This is a genomic window from Bradyrhizobium sp. WSM1253, from assembly GCF_000244935.1.
In the GTDB taxonomy this organism is placed as follows: Bacteria; Pseudomonadota; Alphaproteobacteria; order Rhizobiales; family Xanthobacteraceae; genus Bradyrhizobium; species Bradyrhizobium canariense.
Map to the genome: position 1 here is coordinate 3,912,302 of NZ_JH600073.1, position 18,996 is coordinate 3,931,297.

The window sequence follows — 18,996 nt, forward strand, 5'->3', positions numbered from 1 at the left end:
CCCGGATGGAGCGCAAGCGTAATCCGGGACCTCCGTCGCTTGAGGCAAGATTCCCGGATTGCGCTTCGCTCCATCCGGGCTACGAGCCCGCGTGGCTCCATGACTAGAACGGATAGTAGCGGATCTGCGTCATGACCACGTTGTCGTCCGTCTTCGGGGCGCCGCCGACGCCGGCGAACGCGAACCGCTGCGTGTAGGAATATTGCAGGCCGGCTTTGAGCGTGCCGTAATTGCCCTGGTAGATTGTGTCGTAGATTCCCGCCGTGATCTGCCGGACCTCCCTGGTGTTGCCGTTGCAGGTCGCGGCCGGCGAATTCTCGGTCAAGCAGCCGGTGTTGTTGTAGAGCGGATTGCCGTAGCCGAAGGGCACCGTTCCAACATTGGCGAAATTCGCCTTGGCCTTTTCGAGGCCTGCATAGGAGTAGACATCGAGGCTGGGCGTCGCGTGCCAGATCAGGCCGACGGCGGCCGCCGTGATCGTCAGCGGGAGGATGGTGCCGTCCTGCGCCACCGCCGCGTCGGGGAACGGCGTAGCCGTGAAGCGGCCCAGCACGCCGTGCGAGCCATAGAGCTGAAGATCGAGGGTTTTCGGAATCAGTTCGGCGAAGATGTGTCCCCCGAAGCTTCCGGTGTCGTAGGTGTGGTTGGCGTTGTTGAAGCGATCGAACAGCTGGCGGTAGAGCGCCCACGCCTCGACATGCAGCTTGGTGGGCCCGAGCCGTGGGTCCCAGGCTGCCTTGACGGTGACGTCGGGCACCTGATTCAGACTGACATTGTTGAGGTTGTTGAAGAAGCTGCCGCCGGGACCGGTCAGATTGACCTGAAGGTTCGGGTTCAGCACGCCCTGGGGTCCAATGGCGGGTGTGCCGACAGCCGGGACGTTGCCGCCGAAGAACGCGGTCTGGGCATTCTCGACCGACGCAGCCAGCTTGAACTCCGGTCCGATGTCCTGCCAGACGCGCAGCCCGGGCTGCCGTGCCGCAAGAAATCCCGGGACGGATTCGAAGTCGATCACGCCGGGCGCATCGACGCCGCGAGGATCGATGCCCGACTTGGTCGGCGCGTTGAGCGACCAGGATTGCCCGGCGAGGAAGTGAAGACCGAGATCGGTGCGGTCCAGTTCCAGGCTGAGCTGCCGCATGCGCGGATTGAATGAGTTGGTCGCCACCGAGTTCGCCGTCTGAGCCGCACCTTCGAAATCGATCTCGCCGTAACCAGCGAGGTGCGTGTCGGCATCGGCATTGCCTTCGGCCAACACCGAGAACCTGCTCTGGCGCGCGGAGAAGCGCGTTTCCGGGATGTTGAAATTGTGGCTCTGCTGATAGGGGATGAAGTTGTAGACCGAGCCGGTATCGGAAGCGAGATTGCGTGAGCGGTAGATGCCGGTGAGATCGACCCAGCCTCCGAATGTCAACGTCACGCCCTTGTAGCAGACCTTGCCGGCCGCACATGGATCGGCGGCGAGCACCTTGTAACTTGCCGGTAACTGAACGGCCTTCGCCTGCGCTTCAACCTGCCGCGTCTTGCGCGCCTCAGAGTCCACGCGCTGCTGGAGCTCCTTCAGCTTCGCCTTCAGCGACTGGATTTCGGTTGTGACATTGTCGTCGGCACGCGCCTGCCCTGAACAGGCAGCGAGAATACCCAGCATCAGTCCGCAATTGATGATCCGCACTTGAAGCTTCCTCCATTTGGGAAGCGGATTGGATTCCGCGCGCCGTCTCCGGCGCCTGCATGCTTCCCTGGTGTGGAGTGATTTGAATGCGGCTGCGGTTATTCGCGGCGAGGTGCATCTTCTGCATTACGTTTTCCTGACGATCCTGTTCGGAATATTTTCGTTGGCCCCCGATCCGCACGCGCGACTGTCGCGATTGTCCAAGGCCACGTTCAAGGTAATGCGCATTGGGCCCGGCCGGGGCATGACCAGGCCCAGTTCGCGACGGGCAAGTGGTGGATGGCGACTATTTGCCCTTGGTCGCGCGCATCACCGTGGGGCGCGGTGATTTCCGCGAGGGGACGAATGCCATCGTCTCCCGCGTCGTGGGATTCGAGATGTTGCGATCACCATTAGGATACATCGAGGCGTATGCGGCCGGCTCCTGCGACTGCCATTCCCACTGCGCGAACGCGGGCGTCGCGAGCGTGGTCGAGATGGCGATAGCGGCAATGAACAGCCTGGACTTCGTCATGATATCTCTCCTGCCTGGGCGACCGCCTCAACGTGCGGCCGACATGGAGAGAGAGCGGACTTTGCGGCTCCGCATTCCCGGCGGGTCATCACGATCCGGCGAAGCGGCCGTGAGTTCAGCTCGTAACCTGCATGGAGGGAGTTACGACAGCTGAGGGCGATGAATGGAGACAGGCAACTCTGAATTCATCCTACTGCTTCGCGCTGCGATCAAACTTTCCCGGCTTGAACAGATCGAGGTCGATGGCCTGTCCCATCGCCAGATATCCGGTGCGGTTGGGATGAAGCTTGTCGCCGGCGCCGCCGGTCGTGCTTTCGGGAACGAACTCCGGCTTGAGGCCACCCGAGGCCGGATCGAGCGTCGCACGATCAAAATCTATCACGCCGTCGAATGTCCCCGAGCTACGGATAAATGCGTTGAGCGCCTTGCGCTTGTCATCCTGCTCGGGAAAACCATGTGCCGCGCTGGTGCTGCCCAGTGCCGAAACGACGGTGGCGCCAATGATCCGGGCTTGTGGCCATTTTGCGCGTAGCCTCGCGACGCCGTCCTTCATCGCGGCGATGACCTGGTCGGCGGTAAAATTGCCGTTCTTGCTGAAATCGTTGATGCCTTCCAGCCAGATCAGGCTCGATATGCCGGACAGCGACAGCACGTCGCGATCGAGCCGCTGGCCCGAAGCGGGGCCGCCCGCGTACGGTTTGTCGGGACCATATTCGGCGGGGCCTGCGATTTGGTTGCCACCGATGCCGCCGTTCACGACGGCGACCTTGTTGCCGTAGACCGCCTTCAGGCGACGCGACAGCACGTTGGGCCAGCGATCGTCGCCATTCATGGTTGAAGCGGTCCCGTCGGTAATCGAATCCCCAAACGCCATGACGGCAAAGGCATCGGAAGGCGCAGTCATCTCGATCGCATCGAGAAAGAACCACGACGCAGTCGCATAGGGGAAGGAAGCCTCGTCTTCGAGGGCGCCCTTCGCGCCGGCGCCGGGCGCACTGACATAGGAGGTGGTCAGCGCCTTGGCGTGCCAGGTCATCGGACCGCTCTGGCCGGCAACATGAAAACTGACCGCAAGCCGGCGGCCGGCGAGGTCATCAGGCCGCTTTGCAAACGGCAGCGCGATCGCATCGCTCCAGACCGAATTCCCCGGTGACACCGTAACGGAAGCCGTGCCGGCGAACGTCACCGGAGTGTTGGAGCCGCGGATCAACGCGGCACTGCCCGATTGCAGGCCGACGAAAACGCCGTCAAACGTGACTGGCTTGGTGCCGAAGGCGTTGCTGAGCCGGATGCGGGCCTGACGGCCCCAGATATCCGGTCGCACGATCAGACGAAAGGTCTGATCCCGCGCACCGGCCGCAGGCTCGGGAAACGCGAATTTCTGTTCGGGCTGGGCAGACGGATTGCCGACGGGGTATGGGCCCTGAACCGCGCCCGTCCAGGACACCACCCAATGCTCGCCATTCTTGGCGGTTGCGGTCTGAAGCGAGGCGACGAGCAGCGATGCTGCCACGAGACAATTCAACGCGTGCATTGTTTCCCCCGAACCCCAGATAATTGGGCGCGACCTTAGAGCCGTCAGTTGGTCTTCAATAGGGCGGCAGAACGTCTCCTGTCCAGACGCGCTGACGCACTCCTCGCCCGACGCAGGAGAGGACCTCGCAGGTTGCGTCACCGGCGACGACAAGACGCCCTTCGGAAGCGATCTGTTCACAGCTTCGGAAGCGTCAGGCGGACCGAGCTGTCCGCCCGGCAGATTGATGAATTCACGAACTAATAAAGCGACGGGATCTGACCGACCTTGACCGGGCCGAGCAGCACGGCGCCGTCGACGAACTTCAGCGGGAAGCTGCGAGCTTTCTTGCCTTCCAGCGTGCTCTCGGTGCCGATCGAATTGATGCCGGCGGCAACGCCGGCATTGGCGTTCTGCTTGATGACCTTGCCGAGGCCGGGAACGGCGCGGTCGAGCGCGCCGAACAGATTGTTCAGGTCCTGCGACTTCACGCCGGGCGCGACGCGATCGAGGGTTGCCTGCGGCACTCCCTCCTCCAGCATCTTCTCGATGCCGAGCGCGGGGATCACGCGCTCGAGGCCCGTCACCGTCATCTGCAGTTCGCCGTCGAGACGGCCGTTCGCCGAGAGCCCGAGCGTGCCGGCCGCAACCGCGATCATCTCGCCCTGCTGGATCCGGGACTGCACGATCTCGATATGGCCGCCGGCGGCCTGGATCTCGCGGAAGCGCTGCGGCCACGGCTTTGGCCTGAGGTCGGACAGTCCGGTGATCTTCGCCCGCGTATCGGCTTCGAACGGCTCGGCGAGCAGCGGATGAACGCCCTGGATGCTGCCCTGCGCGATCTGCAGCACGGTCTCGATCACGGGATGATCTGACGGCGATCCATCCGCGAGGCGTCCATGCAGCTCGACCTGTTTCGCGCGCGCGAGCGGCACCTGCACGCTGCCGTCGACGCGATTGACGGTGGGATCCTCGAACACGATGGAGGCGCGCTCCGGCACGGCGGGCAGGCCGACGACACTGCTGCGACCCTTGCTCCAGTTCACGACGAAGGTGCTTTGCGTGACGCCGTCAGTGAGCGTCGCGGGTGCGGTGAACTCGGCAATGACGCGCTTGGGGTCGTAGACTTGGGCGACGACCAGGATGTTGTCGAGCTTCGCCGTGAACGGCGTCTTGCTGGCGTTCTGCGACACCAGGGCGACGCTGGCGCCGGAACACTGGACCTCGAAGCGGAAGGGGAAGCCCGCGATCGAGCGCTTGGCGCAATCATAGATGCGCCCGGATTTGGCCTCCTGCGCGCGCCAGGCGTCGGCGGCGATTTCGGCCTGCGACGCCGCATAGAACCAGAAGCCGCTCCACGCCACCGCGAGGATCAGGAGGATGACAGGGGCGATGAAAAGGCCCCAACGGGAGCGCCGGCCTGCGGCAACGGTCATATCGGACATGCGGCGACCCTTTGATCCCTGATTTTGTCAAATGTAAGCGAGGTAAGTCTGCGACGAAAGGCGGAGAATTCGCTTCGCTTGGGGGCGCGGTTCTGGTAGCCGTGCCCGAAATGTCGGAAATCACCCTCCCCTCCGTCACCACTGCCAAAGGCGACCTCTGGGTGTTCGGCTACGGCTCGCTGATGTGGCGGCCGGGCTTCGAATTCGAGGAGCGCGTCCCGGCGCGGCTGGTCGGCGAGCATCGCGCGCTCTGTGTCTATTCCTTCGTCCACCGTGGCACGCCGGAGAAGCCGGGTCTGGTGCTCGGCCTCGACCGCGGCGGCGCCTGCCGCGGCATCGCCTTCCGCGTCGCCGAAAAGAAACGCGCCGATGTCGTTGCCTATTTGCGCGCGCGCGAGCAGGTGACGTCGGTCTATCGCGAAGTCATGCGCTCGGTGTGGCTGGAGAACGACGCACGGCAGCGCGTCTCCGCGCTCGCCTATGTCGTCGACCGTGGCCATGTGCAATATGCCGGCCGGCTGTCGCTCACCGACCAGCATCGGCACGTGCTCCAGGGCCACGGCCAGTCGGGCGCCAACCGCGACTACGTGACCGCGACGGTGAAGGCGATCGAGGCCGAAGGTTTTCGCGATGCGCCATTGCATCAGCTTGCCATGATGCTGCATGGTGATGCGCATTCTCAGCACGCGCCGGCTCCGGTGGACGATCGGGAAAACCGCTAGCTCTCCGACGGCGCATAGCTCGGCGCCGAGCCGATCAGCTGCTCCTGCTCCTTGCGACCCGCTTCGACCAGGCGGCCGGTCGCGTCTTCGATCGCCGTTTGCACACGGGAAAGATACTCGTCCTTGGGCAAGCCCGGCGGCAGCGGATCGAGAAACTCCACCACCAGCGTGCCGGGATAGCGCATGAAGGTGCGGCGCGGCCAGAACAGGCCGGAATTGAGCGCGATCGGCAGGCACGGCGCGCCGCAGGACGAATAGATCTGCGCGAAGCCGCTCTTGTAGTCCGGTGGCGCGCCTGGGGCGCGGCGCGTGCCTTCGGGAAAGATCACGAGCTGCCCGCCGCTGCGCACCGCCTCACGCGCCCGCCGCGTCATGTCCAGCAGCGCCTTGACGCCGGCGTTGCGGTCGATCGCGATCATCCCTGTCTTGACCAGGAATTGACCGAACACCGGGATCTGCATGAGCTGACGCTTGAGGATGAAAATCGGACGGTCGAAGAAGCCCGGCAAGACGAACGTCTCCCAGAACGACTGGTGCTTCGCCACGACGACCAATGGTCCCGTCGGAATCTTGTCGAGGCCGCGGAATTCCACCTTGATGTTGCAGACCGCCCGCATCAGGAACAGCGTCGCCTTCGCCCACCATTTCGCGACCGTGAGCATGGCGCGCGGCGGCAATGCGAAGGTCGGCAGCGCCACGATCGCGAGGCACACCAGCACGGTGTAGAACAGCACGTTGAACACGAGCGATCGCAGGAAAATCAAGAACATCGAGGATCCGATCAATTGCCGATCAATTGGCCTGTGCGGTGGCGGGCCGCTTCGGCTGCAGCCCGGAAGGCTGCTCCGACATCTCGGGCGAAAGGTCAATCCCGAAATCCTCCAGCCGCACCCTGAGCTCGGCCGCGATGTACTTGACATATTCCGACAGCAGCAGCCGCAAGGTGGACGCTGAGGTCCACCACGGCTCCTCGCGCCATTTGTCGCCGACCACCACGAACGGGATCAGTGTCGTCTCCGGCATCGCATGCGAGAATTCCACCAGCGCGCGCGGCATGTGATAGTTCGAGGTGACCACGATCAGCGATTTGAAGCCGCGCCCCGCGGCCCAGCGCCGCGCTTCCGCGGCATTGCCGCGGGTCGAGACCGCGGTGCGGTCGAGATCGACGCAGCAACGCATGAAGGACTGGTTCTCCGGCAGCGTCCGGGAGATGTCGCTCGCCGTCGAGGTCGGGTGCACGCCGGAGATCAGGAGCCTCCTGCCGTAACCTGCAGCGAGCAGCTCCATCGCATCCGACACCCGCGAGGAGCCGCCGGTCAGCACCACGATGCCGTCCGCCTTGCGGTCCGGCGCGATTTCGGCGCCGCGCAATTGCGACAGAAACGCGATGAAGCCCGCCGCCGCGCCAACGAAGGCGAGCGCGATCGTCGACATCACGGCCGCGCGCAGCCAGCCGCGCGGCAGTTTCGGCGATCGATCGTCGGTCGGCGCGGTCATGCGATGTCGGTGATCCCTTCCCAGAGGTGATTTTAGGACGTTTTGAGGCGAAGTGGAGTCCGGTTTGTCGGCCTCAATCGACATCATTCAGCGTCGCGAACAGCGTCTGGCGCGAGGCGACCGCGGTGATGGCGCCGATCAGCACGGCCTGCACCGCGAGCACGATGTAGCCGGACGGCCGCAGCGAGAAGGTGCCGAGCAGCGCGGCGAACTGGTCGCCGACGGGGGTGCCGGAAAACCAGCCTGCAATCGACTCGGAGAAGCCGAACACCAGCATGGCGGCGCCGCCGCCGATCACGCCGCCCTCCAGCCCCAGCCTGAGGAAATGACGCAGGAAGCGGTTGGCGATGTAGCGGTCGCCGGCGCCGACGAAATGCAGCACCTCGACGATCGGACGGTTCGCCGCCATGGCGCCGCGGGTCGCGAACGACACCGAGATGATGGTGGCGACGATGACGAGCGCGAGGATGCCGAGGCCGGCGAGCACTGTGGCGTTGGTCATCGAGCGCATGCGCTCGATCCAGGCGCGGTGATCGTCGACGCTGGCGCTTGGCGCCACCTGGGTCACGCGGGCGCGCAAGGCGCCGAGATCAAGCGCCGTGCCGGGCTGCACGCGCGCGATGATCATGCGCGGCACCGGCAGATCGTCCATCGACAGGCCGGTGCCGAGCCAGGGCTCGAGCAGCTTGCCGCTCTCGTCCTTCGTGAACGGCTTGACCTCGACGATGCCGGCTTGCGCGCGCATGGCCTCGGTCACCGCCGCGGTGTCGCGTTCGAGATCGCGGCCCGTCTGCGGGCGGACCTGAATGGTGATCTCGCTCGCGACATCCGACTGCCATTCGGCGGCGGAGGCGCTCACCAGTAGCACCGTGCCGGTCGTCATCGACGCCAGGAAGGTCATGATGGCGACGACGGCGACCAGCGCGCGGCCGTGGATCGAGGCGCGCGGCACGATCGGCGACATGTTGCGCGCCCTAGCCGGAAGCGGCGGCCCCTCCTGTCCGAGATCGACCAGCACGCCGCGCTCGTCGGGCCTATTCATAGACGTGCAGCCGTCCCTGGTGCAGCACGAAGCGTCGCGCCTCGTACTGGTCCATCAGGGCGATATCGTGGGTGGCGATGATGACGGCGGTGCCTGACTTGTTGAGCTCGATGAACAGCCGCAGCAGGCGGCGACCGAGCGTCGGATCGACGCTGCCGGTCGGCTCGTCGGCCAGCAGCAGTTGCGGTCGCGAGATCACCGCGCGCGCGATCGCCGCGCGCTGCTTCTCGCCGCCGGACAGGATCGGCGGCAGCGCGTCCATGCGTTCGCCGAGCCCGACCCATTTCAGGAGGTCGATGACCTCCTTGCGGTAGCTCGATTCGCTGCGGCCCATGACGCGGAACGGCAGCGCGACGTTCTCATAGGTCGTCATGTGGTCGAGCAGGCGGAAATCCTGGAGCACGATACCGATGCGCTTGCGCAAGTTTGCGATTTCGTCCTTGCCGAGCTGCGAGATGTCGTGACCGAACAGATTGACGAGGCCCCGCGTCGGTCGATGCGAGAGGAACAACAGGCGCAGCAATGAGGTCTTGCCGGCGCCGGACGGGCCAGTGAGAAACTGGAAAGAATGCGCCGGGATCTGGAAGTTGAGGTCGCGCAGGACCTCGGACCCCAGGCCGTAACGCAATCCGACATTTTCGAACCGAACCAAGCTCAGCTCCGTTCGAGAGAGACCGCGGGCCGCACGGCTGTGCTCCGCTCCGCGCGATCAACGGGTTTTGCGGCCGTTATGGTTTCCGGTTCGTTAACGGTCGTCCTGTAGCATAATTGGTAGCATCTTTCCCTCTCGGTTCTCCGCGACCGTGTCACCGTCAAGACTTGTCCATGCATCAAGGCTCGTCCATGCATATCGTCTGCCCTCATTGTACGACATCCTACGCCATCAAGCCCGCGAGCCTTGGGGCGAACGGCCGGACCGTGCGCTGTTCCCGTTGCAAGGAAACCTGGGTCGCCCATGCCGAGGATGCCATCGAGGAGGCATCTGTCCCGGCCATGGCCGCAGCCAGCCGGGCCGACGACCAGTCCGATCTCGCCGAGCAGTGGAACTCATTTGCCCAGGACGACGGCGCAGCTGACGCGCCTGTCGTTGACAGCCCCTCGATCGCCAGCGACTGGCCGGACCAGGAGACCAGCGACACCGAAGACGAATGGTCGGCGGCTGCCCGGTCCGTCGAGGAGGAAGTCGTCGGCGAACAGCACCAGTCCTGGTTCCAAGGCCTGTTCGGCCGTCGCCGCGGCGCCCGAGTGCGCCGTCAAGTCGCCACCGCGGCCCCGCGAAAATCCCATTTCGGCCTGCCAACCGCCTGCGCCGCCATGGGCGCGCTAGTGCTGGCGCTGGTGATCTGGCGCGGCGATATGGTGCGACTGCTGCCGCAGACGGCCGCCTTCTACAGGATGGTCGGCCTCGAAGTTAACCTGCGCGCACTGGCCTTCAAGGACGTCAAGCTCTCCAGCGAGACCGTGGACGGTAAGCAGGTGCTGGTGATCGAGGGCGTGATCGTGGGCCAGGGCAAGAAGCCGCTCGACATTCCCCGGTTGCGCTTCGCGGTGCGCGACGCGCAAGGCGCGGAAATCTACGCCTGGAACACCGTTCTGGAACAGACCGTGCTACAGCCCGGCGAGCGCGCCTTCTTCCGCTCGCGCCTGGCCTCGCCGCCCCCGGAGGGCCGCAATATCGACGTTCGCTTCTTCAACCGGCGCGACATCGCCGGCGGCAGCGTATAATCGATTTCGCAGGTCAAGGTTCGTCTCATGTCCAAAATCCTGATCGCCGACGACGAGGATTCGATGCGCCAGCTGGTGGCACGCGCCATCGCGATGGACGGGCACGAGATCGTCACCGCACAAGACGGCGCCGAGGCGCTGGAGATCCTGACCCGGGCGGGCGGCCAGTTCGACCTGCTGCTCACCGACATCCAGATGCCGGTGATGGATGGCATCGCGCTGGCGCTTTCCGTCGCACGCGATTTCCCCGATTTGACCATTCTGCTGATGACCGGCTTTGCCGACCAGCGCGAGCGCGCCTCGAATCTCAATGCGCTGGTGCATGACGTCGTGACCAAGCCGTTCTCGGTCGCCGACATCCGCACGGCGGTCGCGGATGCGCTGGCGGCGAAGAAGGGGTAGCAGGCGGGGTCGTAGCTTGTAGCCCGCATGAGCGCAGCGACATGCGGGACCGGCGGCCCCGGATATCGCTTCGCTCATCCGGGCCACGAAAGCTGCGACAGCCTCAAAAATCCTTCAGCAGCCGCTCGATGTAGTCGAGTTCGATCTGCGGGCGCGAGCTATCCCCCAAGCGGCGGCGGAGCTCCTCGAGGATGCGCCGGACGCGCTGGGCGTCGATCTCGCCGGGGATCTTGACCGTGTAGTCGTCGCTCAGATCGCGGCCGTGAAGGGGGCGGCCGAGCGGATCGGTCTGATTGCCGCCGCTCTGCTGGCGGCCAGGCCGGTTGCCGGGACCATCGCCCTGCCCGTCGCCATCGCCCTGCTGCATCGCCTCGGCCATCTTCTGCGCGCCCTTGCGCAAGGCCTCGAGCGCTTTCCCCTGCGCGTCCACGGCACCATCCGAATTGCCTTCGCCGAGCTGCGAGCCGGCATCGCCCATGGCCCCGTCGGCGGCGTCCAGACTGCCGTCGTCATCGCCCTGGTCGCCGTCCTGATCGCCATCCTGGCCCGGCTGTCCCTGCTCGCCCTGCTGACCCTTTTGCCCCTTCTGGCCCTGGCTCTTCTGGCCCTTTTGCCCCTTCTGCGTGAGGCCGCGCTTGGCGAGTTCGTCCTGCAGCTTCTTCAGGCGATCCCGCAGCGACTGCTGATCCTGCTGGAGGTCCGACATCGACTGGTCGCCCTGCTGCTTGCCGCGCGAGCGCTCACGCCGGGAATCCTGGCCCTGCTTGAAAGTCTTGTCGCGCAATTGCTGCTGCTTGCGGATCATGTCGCTGAGCTCGTTGAGCGCCTGCTCCATGTCGCTGTCGCCGGATTGCCCGGGCTGCGCCATCTGGAGATTTTCCATGATCTGCGCGAGCTGCTCGAGCATGCGCTGAGCCGCTTCTTTGTTGCCTTCGCGCGCCGCCTTCTCGATTTGCTTCAGCAATTCGTCGAGGTCGCGCTGCGTGATGACGGAACGATCGCGATTGGAGGATTGGCTCTTTTCCGTCGCGCGCTTGTAGTCCTCGAGCTTCTGAATCGCATCGGATTGATTGTTGAGGCTCTTGCCGGATTCCTTCTGCCTGAGGCTGTCGCCGGAATCCTGCATCGCCTTTTCAGCGCCATCGAGCAGGGCATCGACATCCTGATCCTGCTGGGCAGCCACGGGCGAGACGCCTCCCAACAGGAAGGCGAGGCAGGCGATCGAGATCGCCTTCAAGACTGGCACGCGTGCTAGCTTCCGCATTTACGGTCTCGCGTCGACTGGTTGGCACCGTCGTTGCCCGGCTTCGCCCGGTTGTTCGCCGACTTGCGATAGGCCTGAAGCTGCTCGCGCAACGCGTCCTGCTGCTTCGCCAGCTCTTCGAGCTGCTCGGTCGTGGCGTTCTGGGTCTTTTGTTTCAGCTCGACAGACTTGTCGAGGATGAGCTGAACCTCTGCCGGGAAAGGCTGCCGCGGTCCAAGCGGATTCTGCTCGGCGCGCCGGGCGAGATCGCGCACCTTGCCGGCCATCGCCTCGCGAAGCTTTTGCGTCAGCGCCTTGATCTCGTCCTCGCTGGCGCCGCGTTCCAGCGCCCGCTTGAGCGCGTCCTGGGCCGAGCGCAGCGCGGCGTTGACGCTGCCGGCGACACCGTCGTCCTCGATGGTGACCGCGAACGCCCACATGCTTCCCACCACATCGCGCAGCGCGTCGTCGGTGCGGGCGGCTTCCAGCTGCAGCGCCAGGCTGCGCAGGCCGAGATAGCAGCCCGCATCCGGCGTGAACAATTCGGGCGCGATCATCAGCGCGTCGAGCGCGGCGTAGACATCCGAATTCTTGTTGGCGTCGAGCGCGAGGATGCGGCGCTGTTCGACCAGCGCGCGCGCGAGCGAGTTGGTGAACAGTCGCTCGGGCAGGCGCATGTTGAAGGGCTCGCTCCGGGCCTCGTTGCCGGCCTCGTCCTTGGCGGTGAGGGTCAGCGTGACATCGGCGCCGGCATAGGGATCCTCGCTGAGATCCTTCACCGTCTGGCCGACGCCGTTGCGGGTGCGCGCATTCGGCAGCACGAGCGGGAATTGCGGAGGCTGGAATAGCGGCCGCGCGGCAGCCTTGGTGTCGGCCTCCTTGCTGCCATCCTTGACACCATCTTTGGCGTCGGCGGGACGCAGGCCGATTTGTGCGTCGGCGCCGGTGACGCCGTAATCGTCCTCGACCTTGTAGGTGAGCTGGAGTCCGCCACGGGCCTGGCGCTCGGGATCCTTGGCCAGCGCGATCGTCGGCGCACGATCCGGCGTTGCCGCAAACGCCCATTGCGGCTGGCCAGAGGGCGCACGGACATGCGCGGTGCCGTCGCCGCTGATGGTAAAATGCTTCTCGTTGGTGCCCTTGGGCGCAGCTTCGGTAGGCGCGACCTCCTTGAGGCCGCCGGAGACGGCAACATCCAGGCTGCCGCCGGAGGAGCGAACGATCAGGGTCGAACCAGCGGGAACGGCAAGCGGGCCGCTGGCCGGCAGCGCCGCGGCCTCCTTGTTCGCGGCCGACAGGATGACCGGAGGCTTGCCGGTGTAGAGCGGCGGCGTGACCCAGGCATCGACGCGAACATTCGCCGGGGCCAGCATGCCGTTCAAGTGGAAGGCGGCTCCGAGCCGCATCGCACGCTCGTCGCCGGCGGCGAAGAACGTCGCAACCAGCATCACCATGACCAGCGCGCGCAGCGCCCAGGGATCATGCAGAGCGAGCCGGGGCCTCGGCAGACCGGCGCGGATGCGCTTGATCGAAGCCAACGTGCGCTCACGCTGCGCCCGCCACAATGCCTGCGCAACCGGGTCCTGCGAGCTCAGCGTGTCCGTCAGCGTGGTGGCCGGCCGATGACGGATGCCGGAGCCGCGGTCGAGCCGGGCCAGCGCCTCCTCGCGGCTCGGCCAGCGAAAGCGACTCAACGGGAACAGGACGGCAATCGCGATGCCGGCGAAAACCACGAGCCCGATAGCGCGGGCAATGAAGGGCAGCGCCAGCCAGAGGCCGGCCCAGGACACCACAACGAACAGGCCGACGACAGTGAGAAGCCGCGCCAAATTCGGCCAGGCACGCTCCCACGCGATGGCATAAGTGGCCCGCTGCAGGCCTTGCGCCAGCTTCAGCCGCGACAGAGCGTCGCCATCGCGGATCGGGTCTGACGGGTCGGGGGTGACGCCGTTCAATCAACTCTCCAGGTTGCCCGGTAGAGAAGCGTACCACAACGGCAGCACTGAGGCATCCGTTCCTGTACGGGAGACACCCCTTTTCCCGCATAACACGAGTACGTGACTGACCCGCCGCAACCCCGTAATTTCCGCGCCGCCAGCCAAGAAAAACGCAAGAGAAGCAAAGGAAACGCCATGGACAAGAAGATGCATGACAAGGGCCTGGAAGTCCGCAAAGCGGTGCTGGGCGAGGCCTATGTCAACAACGCCCTGAAGACCGTCGACGATTTCAACCGTCCGTTCCAGGAGATGCTCAACGAATATTGCTGGGGCACCGTGTGGGGCCGCGAGGAGCTGCCGCGCAAGACCCGCAGCATGCTCAACATCGCGATGATCGCGATCCTCAATCGTCAGCACGAATTCCGCGCGCATCTGAAGGGCGCCCTCACCAACGGTGTCAGCCGCGACGAGATCCGCGAGATCCTGATGCAGGTCGCAATCTATGGCGGCATGCCGGCTGCGGTCGACAGTTTTCGGATCGCGCGCGAGGTGTTCGCGGAGATCGACGGCAAGGCGTGAGCGGTGCCGGCGTGAGGGACGGGGACGCGACGTCCCTCTCCCACGTCGTCCTGGCGAAAGCCAGGACCCATAGCCCCCGGCAGGTGTGGTTAGGGGGACTCGGAGTTGCCACTTCGCGCCACAACCTCTCCCTGGGGTAATGGGTCCTGGCTTTCGCCAGGACGACACCGAGGATGGATGCGCGCGATCAACAACAACGAACATTCAACACAAGGAAACACCATGGACATCGGATTCATCGGCCTCGGAAACATGGGTTTCCCGATGGCGCGACGGCTGATCGAAGCCGGCAACCGGCTCGTCGTGTTCGACACGCGCCGGGAGGCCGTCGACAAGCTGGTGGCGCGCGGCGCCACTGCGGCGACGTCGCCGAAGGAGGTCGCTGACCAGGTCGAGACGGTCATGGCGAGCCTGCCTTCGCTGCAGGCGTCGCTCGCGGTTGCGACGGGGCCGAACGGCGTGATCGAGGGGAGCCGCGTCAAACGCTTCATCGATCTCTCCACCGTCGGCTCGGCGATGGCGGTGAAGATTCACGGCCTGCTCGCCAAGCATGACATCGTGCAGATCGACTGCCCCGTCTCCGGCGGCGTCGGCGGCGCCGAGAAAGGCACGCTCGCAGTGATGGTCTCGGGGCCGAAGACCGAGTTCGAACTGCTCAAGCCCGCGCTCGACATCATCGGAAAGGTGTTCTTCATCGGCGAGAAGCCCGGCGCGGCGCAGACCATGAAGCTCGCCAACAACTTCTTGTCCGCCACCGCGATCGTGGCGACCTCGGAAGCGGTGGTGATGGGCGTCAAGGCAGGGCTCGATCCTGCCGTGATGATCGACGTCATCAATGCCGGCTCCGGCATGAACACCGCGAGCCGCGACAAGTTTCCGCGCGCTGTGCTGCCGCGCAGCTTCGACTTCGGCTTCGCCACGGGACTGATGGTGAAGGACGTGCGGCTGGCGCTGGAGGAGATGAAGCAGCTCGGCCTGTCGATGGAGGTCGCGGATGCGGTCGGCCGCTTGTGGGAGGCGGTCATCAGCGCGGAAGGCGCCGAGTCCGATTTCACCGCGGCGATCAAGCCGATCGAGAAGAAGGCGGGCGTCGTGGTTGGCGGCAGGCCACCCAGCTAGCGCCAACACGAGAACGCAGCGCCGACGACCGGCGCTGCGCTGTCCTCCTTGGATCGATCTGCTACGTGCGGCGTCTGCCAAGGTCCGGAAGGTCGATCGGCTGCTCCAGTTGCAGGGAGGCCGAGCCCCCGCTGCATTTGATGTACTTCTCGTCGCACCTGCGCATGCACCGTCTCTCGCTCGAGCATTTCGCAGAGGTGTTGTTGCAGCTGACCCACGTGATGTCGCACCGCGTGACCCGGGCCGACGCGACGCCGGAAAGTCCGAGCAGGAAGGCCACGCTGCAAGCTACGAAAAGCATGCGAAGCAGGCCAGCGCCGGCGAGTGAACCGTTCATTCCAATCTCCTGTGTTGGCCGGGCACGTCTGCGCCTGCGGCCGAGTGTTTGACGAAGACGCAGTTCAAGCCTTGGCGAGATAGGGGATCGTGCCGGCCAAGTCCGTATCGTCGATCAACTGGAAGCGGCTCTCGCTGCCGCCCCTGCGCGCTGCCGCGAAGCGGCCGTAGGCGGGATCAGCGACGAAGGACTCCGCTGCCTTCGCGGTTGGAAACGACATGATCGCGATCAGCGATGTGTCGAGAGGGGCACCTTCAATGGTTTTCACATTGCCGCTGCGGGAAAGATACTTGCCGCCATGCTTGTGCACCAACTCGTGGACGGACGCTGCGTAGTCCGGCACCCACTTTCCGTCAGTCACTTTGATGTCCGCGATCAGATACGCTGTCATGTCGTGTCTCCTGGCTCGAGTTCAGCTCCGCGTTGATACAGGCGGGCATCATTTGGGTGCCAGAACACGGCGCGGGCTCGCCAGTACGGGAACTGTAGCGGGGCGATACAAATACTGAATTGCGCCGCCCTGGATCAGCTCGCCAGCTTGCGTTCCTTGGCGAACGGGCTGAGGCCCAGCCAGCTTTGCATGGCCGCGGCAAGCTGCCGGTCGCCGGTGAGCAGCATCCGCCGGCTTGCGACGGCCGCGCGCACGGTATCGAGTCCCATCCAGATCGCCGTCATGGTGCGCAGATCAACCGACACGTAAAGGTCGACGTCGAAACCGGGATCAATCGAGCAGAGGTCGACGCCGTCGTCGGGATCGACGATCAGCCACCACAATCGCTGCGTCGAAGGCATTTCCGGATAGGCGAACTGCAGCACGCTGCGGCGGGTCGGCATCGGGGTCGTGTTCAGATTCCGCCGCATGTCCCACATCAACAGCTGGACATCGAGATGCTGAAGCGACAGATGCGACTCGATGCGGCGCTGGCCCCAGATGCCGAACGCCTCGACGATGGGGCCGAGTTCGCGTCCGGCGGCGGTCAGCTGATACTCGATCACGCCGCGCTCGGAGGTCGACGGCTGGCGGATGACGATGCCTGCGGCTTCGAGTTCCTTCAGGCGCTGGGAAAGCAGCGCAGGCGACATGCGGGGAACGCCGCGGCGCAACTCGTTGAACCGGGTCGAGCCGGCGACGAGTTCACGTAGCAGTACGACGGTCCAGCGCGTGCATAATATCTCGGCCGCCATCGCGACCGGACAGAACTGCCTGTAGCTGCCGATGGTCATGCGGGCCTCCGTGACAAGCGAAGGGCAACCTTAGGGCCGCGGCGCGCGGCTTCCTAGTTCAGTTTCTGTATCAGCAGCGATTCATTCTCTGAACTGGCCGCGGACCGTGGTGAGCGTCTATTCGACCGGCATTGGCAAGCCGGCCGCCGCAATTACGGCCCCGGACACAGGAGATTACCATGAAGAAATACGATTCAGCGGCTTCCAGATTGCTCGTTTCGGTTCGCAGCGCCGCGATTTGCACCCTCGGCCTGGGCGTCGGCGTCATGCCGGCGTCCGCAGCCAATCTGACGAGGAGCATCGAGGTCAGCAGTGCTGCGGCCGAGGTGTGGTCCGTCATCGGCCCGTTCTGCGCGATCAAGGATTGGCTGCCGCCGGTGGGGCAGTGCATTGCGGACGGCAAGTCGCCGCCAACCAGGACGCTCGTCACCAGGGACGGCAAGGCTTCGTTCGTGGAGACGCAGACTGCGCGGAACGACAAAGACTACAGCTATTCCTACGCGTTTCTGTCGAGCCCATTGCCGGTGAGCCAGTACAAGTCGACCATCAAGGTCACGGCAAAGGGTGAAGGCGCGTCGGTGGTGACATGGACCGGCATCTACACGCCCGACCCGGGGCGGGAGAAGGAAGCGGTCGATGCCCTCGGCGGCGTCTATGATTCCGGCCTCGCCGCGATCAGGGACCGGTTCAAGAAGTAGGTGTCAATGCCGAGATGGGCGCAGCGGCAGCTGCGCTCATCGTGGACAATCACACACTCACAACCACGGCGCCGGCGTATCCATCGCGATCAGTTGCTCGACCTCGATGCGCGGACGCACGACGGCGTACTGGTCGCCCTTCACCAGCACCTCGGGCACCAGCGGCCTCGTATTGTAGGTGCCGGCCTGCACCGCGCCATAGGCGCCGGCGGTCATGATGGCGATCAGGTCGCCGGGCTTTGGCGTCGGCAGCGTGCGGTCGAGCGCGAGGTAGTCGCCGGTCTCGCAGACCGGGCCGACGACGTCGGCCATGATGGTCGCGGCCCCCTTCGCAGGCTGCGTCACCGGCAGAATGTCGTGATGGGCCTCGTACAGCGTCGGACGGATCAGATCGTTCATGGCGGCGTCGATGATGACGAAATTCTTGCCGTCACCGTGCTTCACATAGATCACCTTGGCGACCAGAATGCCGGCATTGCCGACGATCATGCGCCCCGGCTCGAACATCAGCGTGCAGCCGAGATTGTGGCTGACGCGCTTGACCATGGCGGCATAGGCGTCGGGCGCCGGCGGCGCCTCGCGGTCCATGTAATAGGGAATGCCGAGGCCGCCGCCGAAATCCACATGCGAGATGTTGTGGCCGTCGGCGCGCAGCGTCTGCACGAATTCGGAGAGGATGCGGAACGCGATCTCCATCTTGGAGAGGTCAGTGATCTGGCTGCCGATATGCACGTCGGTGCCTGTGACCTCGATGCCCGGCAGCTTCGCGGCGCGGGCATAGACCTCGCGGGCATGCGTAATCGGGATGCCGAACTTGTTCTCGGACTTGCCGGTCGAGATCTTTGCATGCGTGCCGGCATCGACGTCAGGATTGACACGGATCGAGATCCGCGCGGTCTTGCCCGTCTCGGTCGCAAGGCGCGACAGCAGCTCGAGCTCGGGCTCGGATTCGACGTTGAGGCAGAGGATGTCGGCGGCCAGCGCGGCGCGCAGCTCGGCTTCCGTCTTGCCGACGCCGGAGAACAGGATCTTATTGGCGGGAATGCCGGCGGCCAGCGCGCGCTTCAATTCGCCGCCGGAGACCACGTCCGCGCCGGCGCCGAGCCTGGCCAGCGTGCGCAGTACCGACTGGTTGGAATTCGCCTTCATGGCGTAGCAGACCAGCACCTTCTCGCCGGCGAAAGCGTCGGTGAAAACCCGATAGTGCCGCTCGAGCGTCGCGGTCGAATAGCAATAGAACGGCGTGCCGACGGTTGCGGCCAGCTCGGACAGATTCACCGCCTCGGCGTGCAGCACGCCGTTGCGATACTCAAAATGGTTCATGGCG

Annotated in this window: 19 protein-coding genes; 6 read left to right on the forward strand and 13 right to left on the reverse strand. The window is 65.0% G+C overall.

All coding sequences use genetic code 11. From position 1 onward, the window contains the following. Nucleotides 1-103: 103 nt before the first annotated feature. The 4 genes from BRA1253DRAFT_RS19950 to BRA1253DRAFT_RS19965 all read right to left on the reverse strand — a co-directional run bounded on the left by BRA1253DRAFT_RS19950 (nucleotide 104) and on the right by BRA1253DRAFT_RS19965 (nucleotide 5,144). Nucleotides 104-1,672 (reverse strand): hypothetical protein, encoded by a 1,569-nt coding sequence (locus BRA1253DRAFT_RS19950; RefSeq protein WP_007597299.1) that lies wholly within the window; start codon nucleotides 1,670-1,672, stop codon nucleotides 104-106. 286 nt (nucleotides 1,673-1,958) lie between these two features. Next, nucleotides 1,959-2,186, reverse strand: a complete 228-nt coding sequence (locus tag BRA1253DRAFT_RS19955; RefSeq protein WP_007597301.1) for a hypothetical protein — start codon at nucleotides 2,184-2,186, stop codon at nucleotides 1,959-1,961. A gap of 190 nt (nucleotides 2,187-2,376) precedes the next feature. After that, on the reverse strand, nucleotides 2,377-3,720 hold the full coding sequence (locus BRA1253DRAFT_RS19960; RefSeq protein WP_007597303.1) for a GDSL-type esterase/lipase family protein: 1,344 nt from the start codon (nucleotides 3,718-3,720) through the stop codon (nucleotides 2,377-2,379). Between the two features lie 239 nt (nucleotides 3,721-3,959). Next, nucleotides 3,960-5,144, reverse strand: a complete 1,185-nt coding sequence (locus tag BRA1253DRAFT_RS19965; protein WP_007597304.1) for a DUF2125 domain-containing protein — start codon at nucleotides 5,142-5,144, stop codon at nucleotides 3,960-3,962. A 110-nt stretch (nucleotides 5,145-5,254) separates the two neighbouring features. On the opposite strand from BRA1253DRAFT_RS19965, the gene BRA1253DRAFT_RS19970 reads away from it, so the two are divergent. Next, nucleotides 5,255-5,866 carry a gamma-glutamylcyclotransferase gene (locus BRA1253DRAFT_RS19970; RefSeq protein ID WP_007597305.1) on the forward strand — a complete coding sequence of 204 codons (612 nt, stop codon included), beginning with the start codon at nucleotides 5,255-5,257 and terminating at the stop codon, nucleotides 5,864-5,866. On the opposite strand, the gene BRA1253DRAFT_RS19975 is transcribed toward BRA1253DRAFT_RS19970, so the two are convergent. From BRA1253DRAFT_RS19975 to ftsE, 4 genes are all read right to left on the reverse strand, one after another. After that, nucleotides 5,863-6,636: a 1-acyl-sn-glycerol-3-phosphate acyltransferase gene (locus tag BRA1253DRAFT_RS19975; protein WP_007597306.1), complete on the reverse strand. Its 774-nt coding sequence runs from the start codon at nucleotides 6,634-6,636 to the stop codon at nucleotides 5,863-5,865. The genes BRA1253DRAFT_RS19970 and BRA1253DRAFT_RS19975 overlap by 4 nt on opposite strands. Before the next feature lie 22 nt (nucleotides 6,637-6,658). Beyond that, nucleotides 6,659-7,363 carry a YdcF family protein gene (locus BRA1253DRAFT_RS19980; RefSeq protein ID WP_007597307.1) on the reverse strand — a complete coding sequence of 235 codons (705 nt, stop codon included), beginning with the start codon at nucleotides 7,361-7,363 and terminating at the stop codon, nucleotides 6,659-6,661. A 73-nt stretch (nucleotides 7,364-7,436) separates the two neighbouring features. Then, nucleotides 7,437-8,405, reverse strand: coding sequence for an ABC transporter permease (locus BRA1253DRAFT_RS19985; protein ID WP_007597308.1), 969 nt, complete (start codon nucleotides 8,403-8,405; stop codon nucleotides 7,437-7,439). Next, nucleotides 8,398-9,057, reverse strand: coding sequence for a cell division ATP-binding protein FtsE (gene ftsE, locus BRA1253DRAFT_RS19990; RefSeq protein WP_007597309.1), 660 nt, complete (start codon nucleotides 9,055-9,057; stop codon nucleotides 8,398-8,400). The genes BRA1253DRAFT_RS19985 and ftsE overlap by 8 nt, the downstream gene beginning before the upstream one ends. A gap of 191 nt (nucleotides 9,058-9,248) precedes the next feature. Here ftsE and BRA1253DRAFT_RS19995 point away from each other — a divergent pair, with 191 nt between their 5' ends. Together BRA1253DRAFT_RS19995 and BRA1253DRAFT_RS20000 are read left to right on the forward strand one after the other, a co-directional pair. Then, nucleotides 9,249-10,130 (forward strand): MJ0042-type zinc finger domain-containing protein, encoded by an 882-nt coding sequence (locus tag BRA1253DRAFT_RS19995; RefSeq protein WP_007597311.1) that lies wholly within the window; start codon nucleotides 9,249-9,251, stop codon nucleotides 10,128-10,130. Nucleotides 10,131-10,157: 27 nt separating this feature from the next. Further along, complete coding sequence (locus BRA1253DRAFT_RS20000) at nucleotides 10,158-10,532, forward strand: response regulator (RefSeq protein ID WP_007597312.1); 375 nt, start codon at nucleotides 10,158-10,160, stop codon at nucleotides 10,530-10,532. A 103-nt stretch (nucleotides 10,533-10,635) separates the two neighbouring features. Here BRA1253DRAFT_RS20000 and BRA1253DRAFT_RS20005 read toward each other — a convergent pair whose 3' ends face one another. Together BRA1253DRAFT_RS20005 and BRA1253DRAFT_RS20010 are read right to left on the reverse strand one after the other, a co-directional pair. Continuing rightward, entirely contained in the window at nucleotides 10,636-11,796 is a 1,161-nt protein-coding gene (locus BRA1253DRAFT_RS20005) for a DUF4175 family protein (RefSeq protein WP_007597314.1), read from the reverse strand. Further along, a complete protein-coding gene (locus BRA1253DRAFT_RS20010; protein WP_007597316.1) occupies nucleotides 11,784-13,730 on the reverse strand; it encodes a TIGR02302 family protein in 1,947 nt (648 codons plus the stop codon). The genes BRA1253DRAFT_RS20005 and BRA1253DRAFT_RS20010 overlap by 13 nt, the downstream gene beginning before the upstream one ends. 177 nt (nucleotides 13,731-13,907) lie before the next feature. Between BRA1253DRAFT_RS20010 and BRA1253DRAFT_RS20015 the strand changes: the two genes are divergently transcribed. Together BRA1253DRAFT_RS20015 and BRA1253DRAFT_RS20020 are read left to right on the forward strand one after the other, a co-directional pair. Next, entirely contained in the window at nucleotides 13,908-14,291 is a 384-nt protein-coding gene (locus BRA1253DRAFT_RS20015) for a carboxymuconolactone decarboxylase family protein (RefSeq protein ID WP_007597318.1), read from the forward strand. 222 nt (nucleotides 14,292-14,513) lie between these two features. Next, complete coding sequence (locus BRA1253DRAFT_RS20020) at nucleotides 14,514-15,410, forward strand: NAD(P)-dependent oxidoreductase (RefSeq protein WP_007597319.1); 897 nt, start codon at nucleotides 14,514-14,516, stop codon at nucleotides 15,408-15,410. Nucleotides 15,411-15,811: 401 nt separating this feature from the next. Here the strand turns inward: BRA1253DRAFT_RS20020 and BRA1253DRAFT_RS20030 are convergent, their stop codons facing one another. After that, nucleotides 15,812-16,138 carry a DUF1330 domain-containing protein gene (locus BRA1253DRAFT_RS20030; protein ID WP_007597323.1) on the reverse strand — a complete coding sequence of 109 codons (327 nt, stop codon included), beginning with the start codon at nucleotides 16,136-16,138 and terminating at the stop codon, nucleotides 15,812-15,814. A gap of 134 nt (nucleotides 16,139-16,272) precedes the next feature. Then, nucleotides 16,273-16,971: a helix-turn-helix domain-containing protein gene (locus tag BRA1253DRAFT_RS20035; protein WP_007597325.1), complete on the reverse strand. Its 699-nt coding sequence runs from the start codon at nucleotides 16,969-16,971 to the stop codon at nucleotides 16,273-16,275. Nucleotides 16,972-17,150: 179 nt separating this feature from the next. Here BRA1253DRAFT_RS20035 and BRA1253DRAFT_RS20040 point away from each other — a divergent pair, with 179 nt between their 5' ends. Further along, a complete protein-coding gene (locus BRA1253DRAFT_RS20040) occupies nucleotides 17,151-17,669 on the forward strand; it encodes an SRPBCC family protein (protein WP_007597327.1) in 519 nt (172 codons plus the stop codon). A gap of 57 nt (nucleotides 17,670-17,726) precedes the next feature. Here the strand turns inward: BRA1253DRAFT_RS20040 and lysA are convergent, their stop codons facing one another. Beyond that, entirely contained in the window at nucleotides 17,727-18,992 is a 1,266-nt protein-coding gene (lysA, locus tag BRA1253DRAFT_RS20045; protein ID WP_007597329.1) for a diaminopimelate decarboxylase, read from the reverse strand. Nucleotides 18,993-18,996: the final 4 nt, after the last annotated feature.